This window comes from Archaeoglobus fulgidus DSM 4304, from assembly GCF_000008665.1.
In the GTDB taxonomy this organism is placed as follows: Archaea; Halobacteriota; Archaeoglobi; order Archaeoglobales; family Archaeoglobaceae; genus Archaeoglobus; species Archaeoglobus fulgidus.
In genome coordinates this window covers 1,509,063-1,526,783 of the sequence record NC_000917.1, presented here as the reverse complement: position 1 = coordinate 1,526,783, position 17,721 = coordinate 1,509,063, and the positions used below count along the sequence as shown (strand labels likewise).

25 protein-coding genes are annotated in these 17,721 nt (G+C 48.8%); 7 read left to right on the top strand and 18 right to left on the bottom strand.

Translation table 11 applies throughout. The features are described from left to right. Nucleotides 1-54 precede the first annotated feature (54 nt). Entirely contained in the window at nt 55-870 is an 816-nt protein-coding gene (locus AF_RS08570) for a menaquinone biosynthesis family protein (RefSeq protein WP_010879200.1), read from the top strand. On the opposite strand, the gene AF_RS08565 is transcribed toward AF_RS08570, so the two are convergent. The 9 genes from AF_RS08565 to AF_RS08525 all read right to left on the bottom strand — a co-directional run bounded on the left by AF_RS08565 (nt 867) and on the right by AF_RS08525 (nt 6,933). Continuing rightward, nucleotides 867-1,493, bottom strand: a complete 627-nt coding sequence (locus AF_RS08565; protein ID WP_010879199.1) for a LysE family transporter — start codon at nt 1,491-1,493, stop codon at nt 867-869. The genes AF_RS08570 and AF_RS08565 overlap by 4 nt on opposite strands. Continuing rightward, nucleotides 1,490-2,374, bottom strand: coding sequence for a thiamine pyrophosphate-dependent enzyme (locus tag AF_RS08560; protein WP_010879198.1), 885 nt, complete (start codon nt 2,372-2,374; stop codon nt 1,490-1,492). Before AF_RS08560 ends, AF_RS08565 begins: the two co-directional genes overlap by 4 nt. After that, on the bottom strand, nt 2,371-3,546 hold the full coding sequence (locus tag AF_RS08555) for a transketolase C-terminal domain-containing protein (protein WP_010879197.1): 1,176 nt from the start codon (nt 3,544-3,546) through the stop codon (nt 2,371-2,373). The genes AF_RS08560 and AF_RS08555 overlap by 4 nt, the downstream gene beginning before the upstream one ends. Nucleotides 3,547-3,555: 9 nt before the next feature. Further along, the gene (locus AF_RS08550; protein ID WP_010879196.1) at nt 3,556-3,849 is read right to left on the bottom strand and encodes a 4Fe-4S binding protein; all 294 of its coding nucleotides are present in this window, start codon (nt 3,847-3,849) and stop codon (nt 3,556-3,558) included. After that, entirely contained in the window at nt 3,846-4,409 is a 564-nt protein-coding gene (locus AF_RS08545; RefSeq protein ID WP_048064723.1) for a pyruvate ferredoxin oxidoreductase subunit gamma, read from the bottom strand. The genes AF_RS08550 and AF_RS08545 overlap by 4 nt, the downstream gene beginning before the upstream one ends. 114 nt (nt 4,410-4,523) lie before the next feature. Next, the gene (locus AF_RS08540) at nt 4,524-5,057 is read right to left on the bottom strand and encodes a YbhB/YbcL family Raf kinase inhibitor-like protein (RefSeq protein WP_048064441.1); all 534 of its coding nucleotides are present in this window, start codon (nt 5,055-5,057) and stop codon (nt 4,524-4,526) included. 26 nt (nt 5,058-5,083) lie between these two features. Further along, nucleotides 5,084-5,557 carry a winged helix-turn-helix domain-containing protein gene (locus AF_RS12740; RefSeq protein ID WP_010879193.1) on the bottom strand — a complete coding sequence of 158 codons (474 nt, stop codon included), beginning with the start codon at nt 5,555-5,557 and terminating at the stop codon, nt 5,084-5,086. 49 nt (nt 5,558-5,606) lie between these two features. Further along, nucleotides 5,607-6,020, bottom strand: a complete 414-nt coding sequence (locus AF_RS08530; protein WP_010879192.1) for a COG2426 family protein — start codon at nt 6,018-6,020, stop codon at nt 5,607-5,609. 28 nt (nt 6,021-6,048) lie between these two features. Further along, a complete protein-coding gene (locus tag AF_RS08525) occupies nt 6,049-6,933 on the bottom strand; it encodes a 2-dehydropantoate 2-reductase (protein WP_010879191.1) in 885 nt (294 codons plus the stop codon). A gap of 50 nt (nt 6,934-6,983) precedes the next feature. On the opposite strand from AF_RS08525, the gene AF_RS08520 reads away from it, so the two are divergent. Continuing rightward, on the top strand, nt 6,984-8,246 hold the full coding sequence (locus AF_RS08520; protein WP_010879190.1) for a tryptophan--tRNA ligase: 1,263 nt from the start codon (nt 6,984-6,986) through the stop codon (nt 8,244-8,246). Here the strand turns inward: AF_RS08520 and purM are convergent. Further along, nucleotides 8,243-9,232 (bottom strand): phosphoribosylformylglycinamidine cyclo-ligase, encoded by a 990-nt coding sequence (gene purM, locus AF_RS08515; protein WP_010879189.1) that lies wholly within the window; start codon nt 9,230-9,232, stop codon nt 8,243-8,245. The two genes, AF_RS08520 and purM, sit on opposite strands and share 4 nt — an antisense overlap. A gap of 45 nt (nt 9,233-9,277) precedes the next feature. Here purM and nth point away from each other — a divergent pair, with 45 nt between their 5' ends. Further along, complete coding sequence (nth, locus tag AF_RS08510; protein WP_010879188.1) at nt 9,278-9,907, top strand: endonuclease III domain-containing protein; 630 nt, start codon at nt 9,278-9,280, stop codon at nt 9,905-9,907. Continuing rightward, nucleotides 9,904-10,707: a DMT family transporter gene (locus AF_RS08505; protein WP_010879187.1), complete on the top strand. Its 804-nt coding sequence runs from the start codon at nt 9,904-9,906 to the stop codon at nt 10,705-10,707. The genes nth and AF_RS08505 overlap by 4 nt, the downstream gene beginning before the upstream one ends. A 110-nt stretch (nt 10,708-10,817) precedes the next feature. On the opposite strand, the gene AF_RS08500 is transcribed toward AF_RS08505, so the two are convergent. After that, nucleotides 10,818-11,228, bottom strand: coding sequence for a type II toxin-antitoxin system VapC family toxin (locus AF_RS08500; protein WP_010879186.1), 411 nt, complete (start codon nt 11,226-11,228; stop codon nt 10,818-10,820). Further along, on the bottom strand, nt 11,218-11,439 hold the full coding sequence (locus tag AF_RS08495; protein WP_010879185.1) for an antitoxin VapB family protein: 222 nt from the start codon (nt 11,437-11,439) through the stop codon (nt 11,218-11,220). Before AF_RS08495 ends, AF_RS08500 begins: the two co-directional genes overlap by 11 nt. A gap of 156 nt (nt 11,440-11,595) precedes the next feature. Here AF_RS08495 and AF_RS08490 point away from each other — a divergent pair, with 156 nt between their 5' ends. Next, nucleotides 11,596-12,420 carry a sulfite exporter TauE/SafE family protein gene (locus tag AF_RS08490; RefSeq protein ID WP_010879184.1) on the top strand — a complete coding sequence of 275 codons (825 nt, stop codon included), beginning with the start codon at nt 11,596-11,598 and terminating at the stop codon, nt 12,418-12,420. A 19-nt stretch (nt 12,421-12,439) separates the two neighbouring features. Here AF_RS08490 and AF_RS08485 read toward each other — a convergent pair whose 3' ends face one another. The 6 genes from AF_RS08485 to AF_RS08460 are packed head-to-tail and all read right to left on the bottom strand — an operon-like array spanning nt 12,440 to nt 16,379. After that, nucleotides 12,440-13,087 carry a DUF166 domain-containing protein gene (locus tag AF_RS08485; protein ID WP_010879183.1) on the bottom strand — a complete coding sequence of 216 codons (648 nt, stop codon included), beginning with the start codon at nt 13,085-13,087 and terminating at the stop codon, nt 12,440-12,442. A 57-nt stretch (nt 13,088-13,144) separates the two neighbouring features. Further along, nucleotides 13,145-13,447: a nucleotidyltransferase family protein gene (locus AF_RS08480; protein WP_010879182.1), complete on the bottom strand. Its 303-nt coding sequence runs from the start codon at nt 13,445-13,447 to the stop codon at nt 13,145-13,147. Nucleotides 13,448-13,481: 34 nt separating this feature from the next. Next, nucleotides 13,482-14,228 carry a P-loop NTPase gene (locus tag AF_RS08475; protein WP_010879181.1) on the bottom strand — a complete coding sequence of 249 codons (747 nt, stop codon included), beginning with the start codon at nt 14,226-14,228 and terminating at the stop codon, nt 13,482-13,484. Nucleotides 14,229-14,249: 21 nt separating this feature from the next. Further along, a complete protein-coding gene (locus AF_RS08470) occupies nt 14,250-15,659 on the bottom strand; it encodes a radical SAM protein (RefSeq protein WP_010879180.1) in 1,410 nt (469 codons plus the stop codon). 26 nt (nt 15,660-15,685) lie between these two features. Further along, nucleotides 15,686-16,156 (bottom strand): PIN domain-containing protein, encoded by a 471-nt coding sequence (locus AF_RS08465; protein WP_010879179.1) that lies wholly within the window; start codon nt 16,154-16,156, stop codon nt 15,686-15,688. Further along, the gene (locus AF_RS08460) at nt 16,140-16,379 is read right to left on the bottom strand and encodes a hypothetical protein (protein WP_010879178.1); all 240 of its coding nucleotides are present in this window, start codon (nt 16,377-16,379) and stop codon (nt 16,140-16,142) included. The genes AF_RS08465 and AF_RS08460 overlap by 17 nt, the downstream gene beginning before the upstream one ends. 161 nt (nt 16,380-16,540) lie before the next feature. On the opposite strand from AF_RS08460, the gene AF_RS08455 reads away from it, so the two are divergent. Then, a complete protein-coding gene (locus tag AF_RS08455) occupies nt 16,541-17,179 on the top strand; it encodes a DUF5343 domain-containing protein (protein ID WP_010879177.1) in 639 nt (212 codons plus the stop codon). Between the two features lies 1 nt (nt 17,180). Then, entirely contained in the window at nt 17,181-17,714 is a 534-nt protein-coding gene (locus AF_RS08450; RefSeq protein ID WP_048064440.1) for a hypothetical protein, read from the top strand. Nucleotides 17,715-17,721: the final 7 nt, after the last annotated feature.

Below are 17,721 nucleotides of genomic sequence, written 5' to 3'. Positions count from 1 at the left end.
ACTAAAGCTCTGTAAAAACAAATCTTTTAAAAGCTAACACACTCAAAAAAGCCCATGAAAATCAGAGTTGCCCACACACCTGATGCTGACGATGCCTTCATGTTCTACGCCATGACTCATGGCAAGGTTGACACTTGGCTGGAGATTGAGCACGTCATTGAGGATATAGAGACCCTCAACAGGAAGGCCTTTAATGCAGAATACGAGGTCACCGCCATCTCTGCCCATGCTTACGCCCTGCTTGATGATAAATACCGAATTCTCTCAGCTGGTGCGAGTGTTGGAGATGGTTATGGGCCTGTTGTGGTTGCCAAGAGCGAGATTAGCCTTGATGGAAAGAGAATAGCCGTTCCCGGAAGATATACCACTGCAAACCTCTTGCTGAAGCTTGCTGTTGAAGATTTTGAGCCTGTGGAGATGCCTTTTGACAGGATAATTCAGGCTGTGCTGGATGAAGAGGTTGATGCTGGGCTGCTGATTCACGAGGGACAGATTACCTACGCAGATTACGGCTTAAAATGCGTTCTCGACCTCTGGGATTGGTGGAGCGAGCAGGTAAAGCTCCCCCTCCCCCTCGGCCTCAATGCCATAAGGAGAGATTTGAGCGTAGAGGTGCAGGAGGAGTTTCTGAGGGCAATGAGGGAGAGCATAGCTTTTGCCATTGAAAATCCCGATGAGGCGATTGAGTATGCGATGAAGTACTCAAGGGGGCTGGACAGGGAGAGGGCGAAGAGGTTTGCAATGATGTACGTCAACGACTACACCTACAACATGCCCGAAAGTGTTGATGCAGCTTTGAAAAAGCTCTACGAAATGGCCGAGGCGAAAGGGCTAATTAAGATGCCGAAGCTGGACATTCTCAGGCTTTAGATTGGTAGAAGATGCTTGCTGAACAGACCGTAGTGGAGGAAGTCAACTCCGAAGAGGAAAACGAGAGCTGCGAGTGCGACAAGCAACGCTCTGTATGCTTTAGCGCTGAAAATGGCCATTGAAGTGAGGTGAGCTAACAAGATAAGCCACGCAAAGTCCAGCCAGACGTGGCTGAGGTAGAGAACAGCTATTCCCGCATATCCCCAGAGCGAGATGGCTTCAGTAATCAGCACCGCTCCTACACCAGCCCACCAGGCGATGAAGAAGGGATTCAGGGCTGAGAGGGCAACTCCCGTGGAGAAGGGGTTGGCAGAGCTCTCGGCTTTCTCTTCAGTTTTTGAAAAAGCGCTTTTGGCTGTCAGAAAAGCAAAGGAGAGCAGCATCACCCCGCCTGCAACGCTGAGGAGCGATAAAGCTGAGGAATGAGTAAGAACCACCGCCACACCTGTTGCGATCAAAATGACGAGGGGCAGCTCAACAGCAGCATGACCAACACTCACCCAAAAACCGCCCTTCCAGCCACGCTTTACGCCTATTGCGGCAGTAGCTGCTGTTAAAGGGCCCGGAGCTAAAGCGCCGGAGCTGCTTATTACGGCAACCTTAAAAATAAAGGAAAAAATCATTCCCTCTTCAAATCAAGCCCGTACCTCTCCGCATTCTCGTCCGCAAATCTCTGCAGTGTCTCAATCATCTCCCTGCCCTTTTCGTGGGTGAAGAGGTGCCTGAACCTCCTTTGCAGCTTCAGGTACTCCTCAACAGGCTTCCTGTCCTTAATTTTCCTCACCGAAGTCAGCTTCCCGTACTCGAACTCGACGAGGGGATACAGGCCAGTCTCAACCGCAAGCCTCGCTACCTTTATTGCGATGCTGCCGTCAATTCCCCATCCCGTGACGCAGGGAGAGTGAATCTGGATGTACTTGGCCCCCTCAAACTTAACAGCCTTCTTGACCTTCCTGCGGATGTCCGAAACGTAGCCGACTGAGGATGAGGCAACGTAGGGGATGCCGTGAGCTACCGCAATAGAAATCATGTCCTTCTTCCTCCCCACCTTGCCCGGCAGAACCTTTCCTGCGGGTGTTGTGGTGGTGGACTCTCCGGGTGGTGTTAAGCCGCTCTGCTGGTGCCCCGTGTTCTGGTAAGCCTCATTGTCAAGGCAGATGTAGAGGATGTCGTGGTTCCTGTCGAAGGCTCCGCTCAGCGTTCCAATGCCGATGTCCGCTGTTGCCCCATCGCCAGCAAAAACGACCACATGCCCCTCATCCTTCCTTTTCAAGGCTCTTAGGGCAGCCTCAACTCCTGCAGCAACAGCGGCAGCATTCTCAAAGAGAGAATGGATGTAGGGGACGTTCCATGCATTCTTGCCGTACTGGGAGCTTATGATTTCGAGGCAGCCTGTGGAGTTTACTGCGAAGACCTTGCCGTCAAGCAAGTTGAGAACGGTCTTGACTGCAATCGGCAAACCGCATCCGGGGCAAGCGCCATGTCCGCTGCCGAAGTACTTCACGGTATCACCTCCTCGAACTCTTGATAACCTTTAAACGCAAATCCCGGCTTTTCCCTGCCCTCAGCAACATCCCTGATGATTTTCTCAAGGAAGTCCTTTGGCATATCTCTACCACCCAGCCCAACCGCAAAGGAGTAGATTTCTGCAGATGAGTGCCCGTAGATGGCGGATTTTAGCTCGATGGATACCGGCCCCTCATATCCAAAGCTGACGGAGCGGTCGAGAACAATTACCTTCTCAGCATCCTTCAAAGCCTCTCTCAGCTCCTCAACCGGGAAGGGGCGGAAGGTTCTTATCTTGATAAGCCCAACGCTCAGCCCCTCACCTCTGAGCTCCTCGACGACCTTTCTCAGCAATCCAACAACGGAGCCCATCGCCACCACGAAGATTTTGGAGTCGGGGAAGTCAACTGTGATGTGCCCTCCCCAGTCTCTGCCGGTAAGCTCTCCCCATTCTTTGAAGACGTCAAGCATTATCTTTCTGGCCCTCTCCATCGCCTGCTGCATCGCAACCCTGAACTCCATGTAGACGTGCGGCGGGGCGTAGCAGCCGAAGGCCAAGGGCTTCTTGGTGGTCATGTAGGCAGCGGGCTCGTATGGTGGGAGAAAGCTGTCAACCGTTTCCTGCTCAAGAAGGTCAACGGGCTCGTAGGCGTGTGTGAGCTTGTAACCATCCATGCATATCATGAAGGGAAGCAGAACCTTCCTGTTTTCAGCGACCTTGTATGCCTGAGGAATCATGTCGTGGGCCTCCTGATTGTTCTCAACGTAAACCTGCATGATTCCTGCATCCCTCATCGCCATGCTGTCCTGATGGTCGTTCCAGATGCTTAGCGGAGCTGAGAGAGCTCTGTTGGTGTTAACAAGAACGATGGGCAGTCTCATTCCAGCGGCGTTGAAAAGAACTTCGCTCATCAAAATTAAACCCTGACTGCAAGTTGCTGTGAAAACTCTCGCTCCCGCAGCAGAAGCTCCGACAAGCATGCTTGCCGCTCCAAATTCTGATTCTGCTGTTATGTACTCAGCATCTCCCAGCTCGCCGTTCGCATACATGGCTGCGAGGTTCTCAACTATCTCCGTCTGGGGAGTGATGGGATAAGCGCAAATGACGTTTGGTTTGCAGAGCTTGACCGAGTACGCGACAGAGTAAAAACCTCTAACCACTTTCCTCATTTTACCACCTCAGCAAGCATCAAACTTGAAGATGTCCTTCAGCTCCATCTTAATGGCCTCAAAGGGGCAGACTGAGGCACAGATGCCGCATCCCTTGCAGTAGTTGTAGTTCACAACTGCATACTTCTCATCCCCAAACTCCTTGACCTCAATGCACAGATCAGGGCAGTACTGCTCGCATGTTTTGCAGGCTGTGCACTTTTCCTTGTCAACCACAGGATAGTGCGTCCCCCAGTCGCCCGTTTTGAGGTTTTCAGACTGCATTGGTTCCGAAATCGCTCCTAAATTGATTTTAATCTTCATCTGCACACCTCCATCATGTAGCGATAAGCCTCCTCAACCAGCTTGGCGTTTTTCTCTGCCAGCTCACCCTTGAACCACTCTCTGACTACCTCAAGCAGCGTTTCAAGGGCAATGAGCCTCGTTGCACCTCCAAAAGCTCCAACCATCGTCGTGTTGGTTATAGGCCTTCCCAGCACTTCCATGGCCATCTTTGTGGCGTTTATTGTCGCAACCTTTATTCCAAGCTCGTCAGCCTTTACCTCTTTCTTGAGGTCCTCCGAACTCTTAGGGTAGTTGGCTATCAGCATCCCTCCCTTCTTCAGCCCGGCAACTACGTTGACCGTCTCCATCACCGTTGGATCAAGCACCACGACATAATCGGGGTTGTAAACCTCGTCCCTCGCAACTATTGGTTCATCGGAAATTCTGAGGAATGAGACCACGGGAGTTCCTCTCTTCTCCGCTCCGAACATTGGAAAGGAGAGCGTGTAGTATCCCTCCTTAAATCCTGCAACGGCGAGCAGATCAGCCGCTGTGACCGCTCCCTGTCCACCTCTACCGTGAAATCTAACCTCAATCAGAATTTTGACCACCTCTTAACTGAGGATGCTTAAAAGAATAAAAAATTAACGGAAAAGGTTTTGAAAGCTAAAAAAATATTTTAAATGCCGATTCTGGTTGAATTCTGATTCAACTTATCTGCTTCTGCTGTAAAGGCCGTAAATTTCGCCGTACTGCAAAATATGTCCTTCAATGGCACGCAGCAATTCCTGCCTGCTGTAATCCCCCTGCAGAAGGGTGTCAATTGCGTAAATCCTGAAGTAATACCTGTGCTCCCCACTGGGCGGACATGGGCCATTGTAACCGACCTTGCCAAAGTCGTTCCTGCCCTGAACCATCTTTGGCTCATCAACAAACTTGGTCTTTGGAACGTTTTCGGGAATCTCTGAAGTTGGCTCAACGTTCCATGCAATCCAGTGCGTGAAAACGCCCATAGGTGCATCGGGGTCTTCGCATATTATCACGAGACTTTTCACGTCCTCCCTCAAACCTTCGATGTAAAGAGGAGGCGAGATGTCTTCACCGTCGCAGGTGTACTTGGCTGGAATCTTCCCTCCATTTTCAAAAGCAGATTTTACAGTCAGGCTTTTGGCCATTTCCTTCTCTTCAGCGCATGCAGCAAAGACTGCTGCGAGGGCGATGATGAAGACAGTCAGGTGTCTTCCCATAATCTTAGTGGCATAAAATATTATAACTATTTTCTGAATCTCATGAAGATGAAGATAAGCAGGAAGGCGAAGGCTGCTGCAAGGAGCAAAAGCTGCCAGTCCATACCGCCCCCAACTTCCTGAATTGTCACAGGAGCGCGTTTCGGAATGCTGGTCGGGACCACCTCCTTTTCCCCCGCAACAGCAAACTTTTCCACCGCTTTCCCCTGCAATCTCAGCATTGCAAAGGCAACGGCAGAAATCACAGCTCCAGCAAGAGAAACGAGTGAAATTGCTGCCTCGACCTTCACCCTCCTCTCTCCTTTGGGAGTAATCCTGTAGTAAACCCACTTTCCCCTCTCAAGCCTCTCCACCAATCCAGCCTCATTCAGCTTGCTGAGATGGTAGCTGACTGTTGTTTTGGAGTAGCCGGTAAGCTTGGCTATCTCGGATGCTGTGTATGGCCTCTCAATCAGCTTTGAGAGAATCTGAACTCTTGTTGAGGTGAACAGCTCAATCACGCTTTAAGGTTCTGCAGTTTTCCCAATAAACTTTTGGTTTCGTAATAAATTATAAAAGCCTGATTATTCCAATCGAGGCGAGAAGAACCACAACGCCAGCAATGCAAACGCCTGCGGAGATGAAGAGAAAAGCCTTGAGACGGTTGAGCTGTAACAGAAAAGCAAGCAAGGTACCCGTCCATGCTCCCGTCACCGGCAAAGGGATGGCGACGAAAATCGTCAGGCCGAGGTAGCCGTATCTCTCCACAACTCCCTTTCTCCTCTCCACCCTTTCCACAACCCTTCGGTAAATTCTGGCCAGCAACTCTACTTTTGTCGCAATTCTCACGAGGTAGTCGAGGAAGAGGAGAAGAAAGGGGACCGGCAGAATGTTTCCCAAGACTGAAAGCAGGTATGCCTCAGCAGGGCTGAAGCCGAAGTAGAGGGCGAGCGGTATAGCCCCCCTTAGCTCGGAAAAGGGCATCGCTGACACAAGAAGAACGCTCAGCAGGTTAAAGTCCACTCTCCACACCCCTCACAAGATTCAGCAGCGTTCTGTTAACCGCACAATCAATCCCGAACTCTTCTCCCTTCTTCACTATCGCCCCGTTGATGAACTCAACCTCCGTCCTCTTTCCTCTCTCCAAATCCTGCAGCATAGATGACCTGTTTTCTGCGGTCATCTCCGCAACCTTCCTCACCTCTGAAGCAGCATCGAACTCGTAGCCCATTCTCGCCATAACCTGCCTTCCCTCATCGGCAACAGCCCTTGCCACCTCCCACAGATGGGGGTTTCTCACCACCTCACCGTTCTTGACTCTGCATATTGCCGTGATGGGGTTTATCGCCGCATTGACAACAGCTTTGGCCCAAATCCTGAACTCGATGTCATTAACAGCTTCAGCCCTCATCCCCGCATCTCTTAGAACCTCAGCGACCATCTCAGCCTCCCCGCTTACTCTGCCATCCATCTCCCCAACGTAGGTGTAGCCCTCTCCCGCATAGACAACATGCCCGTAGTCCTTCAGGTTCGCCCCGTAGGTCGTAACACCCCCCAGAACCTTCCTGCAGTATTTTGCAAGAATCTCTTCATTCCCCACACCATTCTGAAGGCTGCAAACCACCCCAGCATCAACCTCAGCCAGCTTCTTCGCCACTGTTTCGGTATCGTAGGCCTTCACAGTGACGAAGGTTATGTCCGCATCCTCTGGCTGAGAGGTGCAGTAAACCTTAAGCTCCGCATTCTTCAGCCCTGAAACCCTCAGGCCCTTTTTCAAAGCCTCAAGCTGCTTCCCCCTCGCCACAAAGATGACATCATAGCCAGCAAGCTGAATCAGCGCCCCAACAAGGGAACCGAGAGCTCCTGCACCCATTATCTGAACCCTTTGAACTCTCATTCAGGAATAAGTCTGCACAAAGAATATTAACCTGCTGCTTACTGAACCACATGAACGTTACTCCATGGGAGGTCGAGGGAGTCATAGACTACAGCAAGCTCATAGAGGAGTTCGGGATGCAGCCCTTCAGCGAGGTGCTGCCTGAAATCGACAACCCCCACATCCTGATGCGGAGAGGGGCGATTTTCGGCCACAGGGATTATTGGAGAATTATCGAGGCGATGCAGAAAAAGGAGCCATGGGCGGTTATGTCAGGCTTCATGCCCTCTGGTCTGCCTCACTTCGGCCACAAGATGACGATGGATGAAATAGTATGGCATCAGAGCGCGGGAGGTAAAGCTTTTGTAGCAATTGCCGACATGGAGGCTCACTCGGTAAGGGGTTTGAGCTGGGAGAAGACGAGGGAGCTCGGAATGCTTTACATCAAATCCATCATCGCCCTCGGCCTTAGGGAGGATGCTGTAATCTACTTCCAGTCCAAAAGCTCTCACGTAAAGGACTTGGCCTTCGAGCTTTCGGCAGAGGTGAACTTCAGCGAGCTGAGGGCAATTTACGGCTTCAACTCCGACACAAGCCTTGCTAAGATGTTTGTCACAGCCATTCAGGCTGCTGACATCCTCCATCCACAGCTTTCCGATTTTGGAGGGCCAAAGCCAGTGGTGGTGCCTGTTGGGGCTGATCAGGACCCCCACATGCGACTGACGAGGGACTTGGCGGCGAGAATCAGCATCTTCAGCTTCGAGCCAGTTGAAGGAGGAGTGAGAGTTAGGAGCAGGAAGGGGGCGGAGTATCTCAGCAGTTTGCGGGATTTAGAGTTCGACAAGAAAATTTACGAGGAGCACATGGACATCTTTGGCGAAGCTGAGGAGATTGAGAGGGCTGTGAGAAAGATAGAGGTTGAAATTGGAGGTTTTGCCTTCATTCCCCCATCCTCAACCTACCACCGCTTTACGACAGGGCTTACTGGTGGGAAGATGAGCTCCAGCAAGCCTGAAAGCTACATCTCCCTCCTCGACCCTCCTGAAGAGGGAGCGAAGAAGGTCATGAAGGCCTTCACGGGTGGAAGGGCGACAGCCGAGGAGCAGAGAAGGCTTGGCGGTGAGCCGGATAGATGTGTGGTCTTCGAGCTTTACAGCTTCCACCTCATTGATAGCGATGAGGAGCTAAACCAGATTGAGGCAGAATGCAGGGAGGGGAGGTTGCTCTGCGGGAAGTGCAAGAAGATGGCTGCCGAGCTTGTGAAAAGCTTCCTGAAAGAGCATCAGGAAAAAATGGAGGCAGTTGATCTTAGCAATTACACCATAATAGGCTAAGCGTCGAGCCTCAAGTCTTTCACATAAACTCCTTCTCCCTTTTCGACGTAACCTACAACCCTTCCCTCACAGAGCTTTTTCAGCTTATCAGCTTCATCTTCGGGCAGTATCACCATGAATCCCATACCCATGTTGAAGGTTCTGTACATCTCCGCTTCCTCAACCTCACCAAGCTTCTGGATGAACCTGAAAATCTCCTGCGGCTTTAGCGGTTTGTCAATGACGTATTTCATATTCTTCAGCCTTTTCAGCTTCAGCAACCCGCTGCCGGTTATGTGCGCCAATCCATGAACCTCGCATTCCCTTAAAACGTCAAGAATCTCCATGTAAATTCTTGTTGGGGTTAGCAGCTCCTCTCCAATGGTTTTATCTCCAAACTTGTCGTGGTAGCTCAGCCCGGCAGCCTCAACAACCTTTCTGGCCAAGGTAAGACCGTTGCTGTGAATCCCGCTGCTCGGTATGGCGAAGATAACATCTCCCTCCTCTATCTTTTCTCCCGTGATGATGGCATCCTTCTTTACCCATCCTATTGCCGTGCCAGCCAGATCAAATCCCCTGATGATTTCAGGCAGCGTTGCAGTCTCACCGCCGAGAAGGGTGATGTTGGCAATTCTGCACCCCTCCTCCAACCCTTTCGCAATCTCGGCCATAATCCACTCGTCGGGCTTCTCAATGGCTATGTAGTCAACCATTGCCAGCGGTTCCGAGCCGATTGCGAGCAAATCGTTGACATTCATAGCAACGCAGTCTATACCGATGGTGTCGAACTTTCTCATCTTCTCAGCAACCAGAATCTTGCTCCCCACTCCATCGGTGGTGATTGTTATGCCGAAATCACCGCAGTCAATTACACCAGCATAGTGAGAGGTCAAAATCGGCCTGCCAAAACCACTCCTGACGTGCTTTATGACGCTTGCGAGGGATTTAATCGCCCTCTCTTCCTCCCTGATGTCAACTCCAGCCTTGGCGTAGTCGAACTTTGGCATGATTCAAGTCGGAAAAGTCTTTTTAAAAGGTTGCCCATCTGAAGTGTGGACCCGATCGAGGTAATAGAGGTCATGGAGAGGGAGGCAATAAAAAGAAAGGCTCCTGTTTACCACCTGAAGGCTGAGATTAAAACTCCCTTCCAGCACCTCGTTGCGGCGCTGCTGAGCTCAAGAACGAGGGACGAGGCGACGGTTAGAGCAGCCCAGAACCTTTTTGCCAAGGTAAAGAAACCTGAGGATTTGCTGAAGCTCAGCGAGGAGGAGATAGCTGAGCTGATAAAGGGTGTGGGCTTTTACAGAGTAAAGGCTAAAAGGCTTAAGGAGCTTGCAAAGAAGCTTGTTGAGGATTACAGCTCCGAGGTGCCCTTGAGCTTTGAGGAGCTTGTAAAGCTGCCCGGCATAGGCAGGAAGTCTGCAAATGTTGTGCTGGCGTATTCGGACATCCCTGCAATTCCCGTAGACACTCACGTTCACAGGATAGCCAACAGGCTTGGGTGGGCCAGAACGACAAAACCGGAGGAGACGGAGGAGGTGTTGAAGAGGCTCTTTCCCTTGGAGTTCTGGGAAAAGGTGAACAGGGCGATGGTTGGCTTCGGCCAGACAGTCTGCAAGCCTCAGAAGCCTCTCTGCGATGAGTGTCCTATTAAGGGCTGCCCGAGGGTTGGGGTGAAATGAACTACCTCGTTCTCCTAATCCCTGTCCTCTTCAGCTTCCATCAGATTTTCGTAAGGCTTGGAAGCAGGGAGGCGGAGACGATAAGCGGGATTTACGTTAGCCTGCTTGCCTCCACTATAATTTTCATTCCTTCTGTCGCCAATCCAACTCTCGATGGAATGTTTTTGCTCTACATGTCCCTTGCAGGAGTTCTGCACTTCTTTGTCGCAAGAATTTGCTTCTACCACGCCATAAGCAGGATTGGGGCCAACCTGTCCGCTCCCCTGTCGGCAACAAGAGTCTTTTTCGCAGCCCTTCTTGGCATTTTCGTTGGAGAGTATCTTACGCTTAGAGTAGTGGTGATGTCCCTGCTGATATTTGCAGGAATAGTTCTAATTTCACGGCCGAAAGGGAAGGCTGATGCTTTTGGTGTGACTCTCGGAATTCTGACAGGCCTCTTCTCAGCCCTTTCCTCCTATTTCGTGAAGTTTGGAAATGCTGTTGATTACAACCCGCTCTTTGCAATTTTTCTTGGATTCGCACTCTCAACCATTTTAATGACTCCTCTGGCAGTGCGAAAAGATTTGTCCCACACAAAGTTTTACCTTGCTGCTGGGGTTACTGTGGGTATTGCTCACCTCCTCCGATACGTTGTGCTCAAAGATGTCCCCGTCACAGTTGTTGAGCCAATAACGAGCAGCTACCCCCTCTTCACCCTGCTTCTTTCAGCCATTTTTCTCAGAGAAGGCGAGATTTTCACATTGAGGTCAATTACTGGAACCCTTCTGATTCTTGGGGGTATTTACGTTTACTACGCCTGACTGTGCCATATCAGGTTTCTCATTTATCCACCCCACAGGTTCAGGTATTTCCAGCAAACCATCCTTTTAAAGAATTTGAGAAATCTCAAATTCGATTTTCTCTTTTTATTTCATAATTCCTCCTCTAAGATGTCAACATCAAGCTCCGAAACTCTGCTTATGTATTCAAAATCTCTGTCGAGAGTTACAAGCTTCTCGTTCTCTCTTATAGACACTGCTGAAATCATTATGTCCGCATCATTTAGCTCATACCCTTTTTCCCTCAGCTTAGCCCATATCATTGCCGAAATCTCGGAGTCCTTTGGGGTGAATGACAGGATTTCCACCTCTTCAAGAAAATCTCTAATGAGTTTAAATTCATAATCTCTTCCATGCTTTAGCATGATGTAAACAGCCCCTCTCTGCAGTTCGTAGGCTGTTACGGAAGTTATCTTCACATCGTCGTCTATTCTCTCCTTAAGCACTTCGAAAAAATTTCTGTCCCTGAAAATGCGGATTATTACAGAGGTGTCAAGAATCAAAGCTTCTCACCCTGAATTTTCTCCTTTCCTCCATTACAATCTTCTCCAGTTCACTGTCTGAGAGAGAGCCTGCATACCTTTCAAGAATCTCAATTCCTCTCTTCTTTCTCCCTTCGATAAGCCTGAGTATGACATCTGAAAAGGATTCCCTGCCCTTCTTCATTTTCTGCAATTTTTCGTAAACTTCATCCCTCACCATTATGTTCTTCATGTATGAATGTATGTATGTTGATTTAAAAAATTGCTGGTGATGAAACTTGATGGCTTAAGAGTTGCAATTCAGGCATTGTTGTCGTAGTTACCTATCTGATTCGCTATCGCCCTCTTAAATCAAAATCCTTAAAAGATTGTGTGAGTTTGAATTCCAATGCCTGAAATTCCTCTGCTCCCCTTCATCGCTGCCTTTATAATAGGACTCATTTGCTCACCAGCCGGAGTTACGGGAGCCTTCTTGCTTTTGCCCTTCCAGCTAAGTGTTCTCGGAGTCACCTCTCCTATTGCGAATTCAACAAACCTTCTCTACAACATTCTTTCAATTCCCGGCGGAGCTTACAACTTCTGGAGGGAGAAGAGGTTTCTGCTTCCGCTCGCAATTGCTCTCGTTCTCGGCTACCTGCCAGGAATGTATCTCGGCACTCTCGTCAGAATCCACCTGCTCGGAGACGTTAGGGCTTTCAAGGCTTTTGTGGCAGCAGTGCTGCTTTACCTTGGAATTAGGCTGATTTTATCGAAATCTCAGCGCATAGAAGGGGAAATGAAAATTCTGAAATCCTCATCGCTGAAAGTGGAGTTCAGCTTCGCTAACAGTATTTTTACCTTCAATCCGCTTGCCATCGCTTTAACCTCATTCACCATCGGAATCGTTGCCTCAGCCTACGGCGTTGGTGGTGGGGCGCTGATGGCGCCGATTCTCGTATCCCTTTACAGCCTGCCGATAAAGGCCATTGCCGGAGCAAACCTCGTCGGGACTTTCGCAGCCTCAGTCTTCGGATTGGCCAGCTACACGGCTCTGGGTTATCCCCCAAACCTTGAAAACGGGATAGCTATGGGTGCAGGAGGTGCTATGGGGATTTTCATCGGATCCAAACTGCAGGGAAGAGTTGAGGAGAGAAAGCTAAGAATTCTGCTCTCCCTGCTTATTATCGGAATCTCAGCCAAGTACATCCTAGAGAGCGTTTCGTTAATTGCGTGAGCAAAACAAAACTAATTTCTTACTTAGACTTCTCAATGGCCTTCTCCACTGCTCTTTTGTGGGCCCTCGCCGCCTTGTGAATCCCGCCCTCGTGACCTCTCGGAGCCAGACAGGGGTAAATCTGGGTGTAGTAGCCCGCCTTTGTAGGAGCCTCCTCCACGCTCAGCCCCTTTATTTTCTCTGCTACGTAGTAAGTGGCGCCACAGAAGGCCGACCTTTTCACTCTCACATCCTTCACCTTTCCGTTTTCAACCTCCACCTCAACCTCAGGAGCGCCGAAGTGCTCGAAAAATTCCCTCGTTCTCTCGTCCTCAACTTTGGGTGTGGCGCAGCAGATTTCCTCCCAGACGACCCTGACCCCTCTTTTCTCTCCCTCCTCCTTAAGCTGCTTGTAAGCTCCTCCCTTCGCCCCTCCCGAAATGATGACAAGGCCAATGCCTCTCTCTGCGGCCTGCTTTATTAGCTCAAGGTTTATGTCGGGGTGAGCGGCAAATGAAACGATCATGTCCACATCGAAGTCATCCGGCAGCCTCAAAATTTCAGCAGGCTCGTCTATGAGCTCCGGCAGCTCCTCCGGAATCTCGTAAACCTTAACCTCGAAAAACTGCGAGAACATCCTTATGTCGTCCTGCCTTTTACCCTTTCTCGTTACAACGCCGAGCTTCATTTCACATAACCCTTAACCTTCAATTCCCTGTCGAGAACAAACTCTCTGTCACCACGCTTAGGCATACTGTATCTCCTTCCTTATTTCTTCTTTCACATGTTTCAGCCTTATCGATTCGATTCCAGCAGGTGTCAGGAGGTCCACTTCTCTCCCAAAAAGACTTTCAAGGAAGTCAACAAGTCCAGCCACGTTTTTAAAGGTTGCTTTTCCCGGCTCAAACTCAACGAAAATGTCTACATCACTATCTTCTTTTGCCTCGTTTCTTACAATCGAACCAAAAATACCAATTCTTTTTACTCCAAATTTTTTTAGCTCCTTCCTGCTCTCCCTTAGTTTTCTCAGGGCTTCCTCTCTTCTCATGTATAATCACTTTCTCATCTAACTCAAATAAATTTTATTGAACGAACTCCTCAATCCTCCTCTTAATCTCCTCAAATGGCTTCAAATCGCAGACGGTGTAGGGCGGAACGTTCTCCAGATCAGCCCTCACAAAGCACTGGTCGTAGTGGATAACGCCGAGAATCGGATACTTTATCCCCGAAATCAGCTCTCTCGCCCTCTCCGACTCGATGAACTTGTTTACAACAACGGCAATCCTCTCAATTCCAATGTCCCTTCCCAGCTTCTCAATTCTCTCCAGAGTTTCAACAGCCCTCGTTCCAGGCTCTACTACCGCTATCAGCAAATCCACTCCCCTCGCCGTCCCTCTGCCGAGGTGCTCTATCCCGGCCTCCATGTCCAGAATTAGCACATCCTCCCTCTTGAAGATGGCGTGCCTGAGTATCGCCCTCAGGAAAGCGTTTTCAGGGCAGAAGCACCCCTCTCCCCCCTTCTCTATGGTGCCGAGAACGAGAACCCTCACACCATCCTCGTTGTAAACCGAGTATTCCTCAAAGACATCATCAACCTTAGGGTTGAGCTTGTATGTCCCCATCGGCCCCACAACCCTCTTTTCAATGATTTCGTGAAGCTCTGAAAGCGGCTTTGGCTTCTCTTTCACGCCCAAGGCAGAGGGGAGGTTTATATCGGCATCGCAGTCAATCGCCGTGACCCTGTAACCATCCCTAGCGAAGAGGTAAGCGAGAGTAGCTGCGAGAGTTGTTTTCCCCACGCCACCCTTGCCGGATATCGCAATCTTCATCGGCAAAAATAGGACAGGCAGTTAAAGAATTTTCTTTATCTTGTCGTACTCCTTCAAAAGCGTGCTCTTCCTGTAGCCGTGGTCTATGAAATCCCACGGCAGTGGGGAATCCGGGTTAATTGGCTTAAGATACTTCTCAAACTTTCTGTAGCTGGCACCTTCAAGCATCTCTGCCACCTCTCTATCTCCTCTGGACAAAATGGTCTGGATGGCAAACTCTTTGAAGCCGGAAACGTCCGCCCCAATCCCCGCTCTCCTCGCCTCCCTCCTCAGATATTCCAGCTTCTTTTTGAGGTGGCTAATCCCCTCCCTCAACTCTTCCTCACCACCAAACCCCATCCACTGCAAGGGTGTGTGGGGTTTAGGAACGAGCGGGTTTACGGATATCTCCACCTTGCCCACAAGTTTCTTCACCCTCAGCGCCTGCTCTAAGATGGCTTTAACGTCCTCAAAGCTCTCCCCCGGCAGACCAACCATGTAGTAGAGCTTGACCTTCTCAAAGCGTGTTGAAGCGAGCTCTGCAGCCCTCATAACCTCCTCATCCCCAATCCCCTTGTTAATCACTTCCTGCAACTTATCGGAAGCTGTTTCAGGGGCAATGGTGAGGGTTTTAACTCCAGCTTTCTTCAGCAAATCCGCAAGCTCCTCATCAAGCGTGTCAGCTCTCACAGAGGATGGCGATACCTCCTTTCCCTGCTCAACGTAGTGCTGCAGGATTTCCTTAAACTGAGGATGGTCTGAGGGGGAGGGGGCGATTATCGCAACCTTCTCCTCCCCAATTTCTGGCAGCATTTCCTTCTTTCTCCACCTCGGCGGGAAGTAAATCTGCCTCACAATGCAGAATCTGCACCTCCTCACACACCCCCTGCCAATCTCAAGCAGAAAGCACCTGCCGTAAGCTCCCTCCCCTATTATCTCCTTTTCTATGTGCCTGTCCAGCTTTGCGTAAACTCTCTTTACTTTCTCCTCCCTTCCCGTGAAAACACCGGGGATGCCTGAGAGCTCCTCTGCATTTTTGGCGTGAATCAACTCCTCCACGTAACCCTCAACCTCCCCGATGAAGAAAGCATGGAAGTAATCCATCAATGGCTGGGGATTCTCCATCACACACGGCCCGCCGGCAATCTTCAGCCCCTTAAATCCGCTCCTCTTCAGAATTTCAACGGCCTTGAAGTAGTCCGTCTCGTACTGCAGGCTGAAAAGCGCCACGTCGAACTCTGAGAGGGGAGTGGCTGATTCGATACTCCTCAAACCGTCGAAAACATCAGCGTAGAAGCGCTCGCAGATCGCATCGCTTTCGTTGATTCTGGCGTAGATATACTGCAGCCCGAGGTTTGTTATCCCGCCCACATACCTGTTCGGGTAAACTAAGGCAATCCTTTTCATCCCTTTCCTGTAGCGCTTGGCGAAGGGATTGTGTTCCACAACCATAACGGGTTGGGGGGTTTAAAAAGTTGCTATCCGTCGATACCTTTCTCTCTCAGAATAGCACTTATCCTCTTCCTTTCTGACTCATCAAGACTTTTCCAGTAATCACGCCCGATTGTGGGAAGGCTAAATCTGCTATCGTAGCTGATAAGCTTCAATTTAAGCTCTTCAGCAACAACCTCAGAGATGGCGTCGGTGTAGCTAAACCCCTTTTCGTAAACTCTGGCTTTGAAAACTTCCAGAGCCTTTCTTTCAACTTCGTCGTCTGTGTAAATTATGTTCAGCACACCAGACTCAACAAAACCCTCTAAGAATTTGTCTGCTGGGAGCTTTTTGTATTTCAGAAGCGTTAGTGTCTCATCGAGAATGTGGTTCGTTACAAACAGCCTGCCCCACTTTCCCTCAACTGCATGAACTACAATCGCCACAGAATCCATGTGATGCACGTCCTTTAAGCTGTAAAAGCCAAAAAATATACCAGTGTCAATTAGAGCCGCCATAGAGGTACTCGTCAACTTTTTCGGCGTTGGTTTTGCCTATATCTTTCCCAAATTTCAGAGTTTGGAGAACGCTGTCAACATCCCCTCTAACTCTGTCCGACTCTCTTTCTGCAACATCTATAGCATAGCTTAGAGTCTCCGAAAGGCTTTTTCCCAGTCTCTTTGCGATCCTCTTCAGCCTCTCCTTGTCCTCAACGGAGATTCTGACTGTGGTGTATCCCATATTGGAATTGTTGTGGTTTCGGATTTAAGGTTTACTACATAAATACATGGCTACACTTTTTAGGTTGACAGAGGGGTTGTGTTCTGCGTGTAGTTTATGAAGTAAGGCGTTTGTTTATTTACTGGAATGCGCATATTTCATTTTACCAAAAAATTTATATTATGTTTTTAGTAAACAATATTCGGTGTTCAAATATGGCAGAGTTTCCTTATACGACCGTTCCTGGAAAGATAAAACCATTCTTTCAAAAAATTCAGGAAGCAGGACTTCCGTCCAAGGTAACACAAAAATGGATAAATTCTATAGGTTTTACCTCCTCCAATGACCCTTCGATAATCCCACTATTGAAAAAGTTAGGTTTTATAGACCGTAGCGGTGTTCCGACCGAATTATGGGCAAGATACAGAGATAAAGATCTTGCACCAAAAGTAATGGCTGAAGCAATAAAAAACGCCTATAAGGAATTGTTTGAAACTTATCCTGATGCTTATAGGAAAGACAAAGAAGCTTTGAGAAACTTTTTTGCTTCTCAAACAGGAAAAGCAGAGAATACCATCGAAAAAATGATTCAGACATTCAAAGCTCTATGTGAACTTGCTGACTTCGAGTCCAATAGTGAGGAATACCCCCATAATGAGGTTGTTCCCTCCAGAGAGGGTTTAACAACTTTAATGGAAAAACAAACACCGAAGGGCCTAACGATTAATGTAAACATCCAACTTCAGTTACCTGCCACAACTGATGAAGAAGTTTATGATAAATTGTTTCGTTCACTTAAAAGAAATTTGCTATCTGAGTGACATGGATATTTTAGAAAATATGGTTAAGAATTTATTAAAATATGAATCAGAAGTCCACAAGCTCCTAAGCACATACGAAAGCGCAGGGAAATCACGTATAATTAGATTAGATGAAAGTTATAAAGAGCTGGATGGATTATCTATCGAGCAAGATGAATTGTTCAGAGAAGCTTTGAGGTGTGTGGAGAACGGTCTTTTTAGAGCGGCACACGTCCTTGCATGGGCAGGTTTTATCGATTTCCTTCACAGTATATTGGCATTACACATACCTCAAATTAAAAATAAAAAAGAAAAATGGAAAATTTCAAAAAAAGAAGACTTTAGAGAGTACCCTGACTTTCAGATAATTGAAGCTGCAAAGGACGTTGGAATTTTGAATAAAAGTGAAATGAAAACTCTTAAAGGACTCTTAAGTAAGAGAAATGAGTGTGCACATCCGAGCGATTACTTCCCTGATCTAAATGAAACCCTGGGCTATATTTCAGAACTTCTAAAGCGCATTAAGATTCTGCAAATGAGAATAAAAGAAAAATAAAAAACAA

Bases quoted from the DNA above. Each gene is read 5' to 3' on its own strand.
- AF_RS08550 (WP_010879196.1), bottom strand. From the start codon at position 3,849: ATGAAGATTAAAATCAATTTAGGAGCGATTTCGGAACCAATGCAGTCT.
- AF_RS08505 (WP_010879187.1), top strand. From the start codon at position 9,904: ATGAACTACCTCGTTCTCCTAATCCCTGTCCTCTTCAGCTTCCATCAG.
- AF_RS08570 (WP_010879200.1), top strand. From the start codon at position 55: ATGAAAATCAGAGTTGCCCACACACCTGATGCTGACGATGCCTTCATG.
- AF_RS08540 (WP_048064441.1), bottom strand. From the start codon at position 5,057: ATGGGAAGACACCTGACTGTCTTCATCATCGCCCTCGCAGCAGTCTTT.
- AF_RS08455 (WP_010879177.1), top strand. From the start codon at position 16,541: ATGTTTTTAGTAAACAATATTCGGTGTTCAAATATGGCAGAGTTTCCT.
- AF_RS08450 (WP_048064440.1), top strand. From the start codon at position 17,181: ATGGATATTTTAGAAAATATGGTTAAGAATTTATTAAAATATGAATCA.
- AF_RS08490 (WP_010879184.1), top strand. From the start codon at position 11,596: ATGCCTGAAATTCCTCTGCTCCCCTTCATCGCTGCCTTTATAATAGGA.
- AF_RS08495 (WP_010879185.1), bottom strand. From the start codon at position 11,439: ATGAAGAACATAATGGTGAGGGATGAAGTTTACGAAAAATTGCAGAAA.
- AF_RS08525 (WP_010879191.1), bottom strand. From the start codon at position 6,933: ATGAGAGTTCAAAGGGTTCAGATAATGGGTGCAGGAGCTCTCGGTTCC.
- AF_RS08565 (WP_010879199.1), bottom strand. From the start codon at position 1,493: ATGATTTTTTCCTTTATTTTTAAGGTTGCCGTAATAAGCAGCTCCGGC.
- AF_RS08475 (WP_010879181.1), bottom strand. From the start codon at position 14,228: ATGAAGATTGCGATATCCGGCAAGGGTGGCGTGGGGAAAACAACTCTC.
- AF_RS08520 (WP_010879190.1), top strand. From the start codon at position 6,984: ATGAACGTTACTCCATGGGAGGTCGAGGGAGTCATAGACTACAGCAAG.
- AF_RS08480 (WP_010879182.1), bottom strand. From the start codon at position 13,447: ATGAGAAGAGAGGAAGCCCTGAGAAAACTAAGGGAGAGCAGGAAGGAG.
- AF_RS08465 (WP_010879179.1), bottom strand. From the start codon at position 16,156: ATGGCGGCTCTAATTGACACTGGTATATTTTTTGGCTTTTACAGCTTA.
- AF_RS08530 (WP_010879192.1), bottom strand. From the start codon at position 6,020: ATGCCCTTTTCCGAGCTAAGGGGGGCTATACCGCTCGCCCTCTACTTC.
- AF_RS08555 (WP_010879197.1), bottom strand. From the start codon at position 3,546: ATGAGGAAAGTGGTTAGAGGTTTTTACTCTGTCGCGTACTCGGTCAAG.
- AF_RS08460 (WP_010879178.1), bottom strand. From the start codon at position 16,379: ATGGGATACACCACAGTCAGAATCTCCGTTGAGGACAAGGAGAGGCTG.
- purM (WP_010879189.1), bottom strand. From the start codon at position 9,232: ATGCCAAAGTTCGACTACGCCAAGGCTGGAGTTGACATCAGGGAGGAA.
- AF_RS08485 (WP_010879183.1), bottom strand. From the start codon at position 13,087: ATGAAGCTCGGCGTTGTAACGAGAAAGGGTAAAAGGCAGGACGACATA.
- AF_RS08470 (WP_010879180.1), bottom strand. From the start codon at position 15,659: ATGGTTGTGGAACACAATCCCTTCGCCAAGCGCTACAGGAAAGGGATG.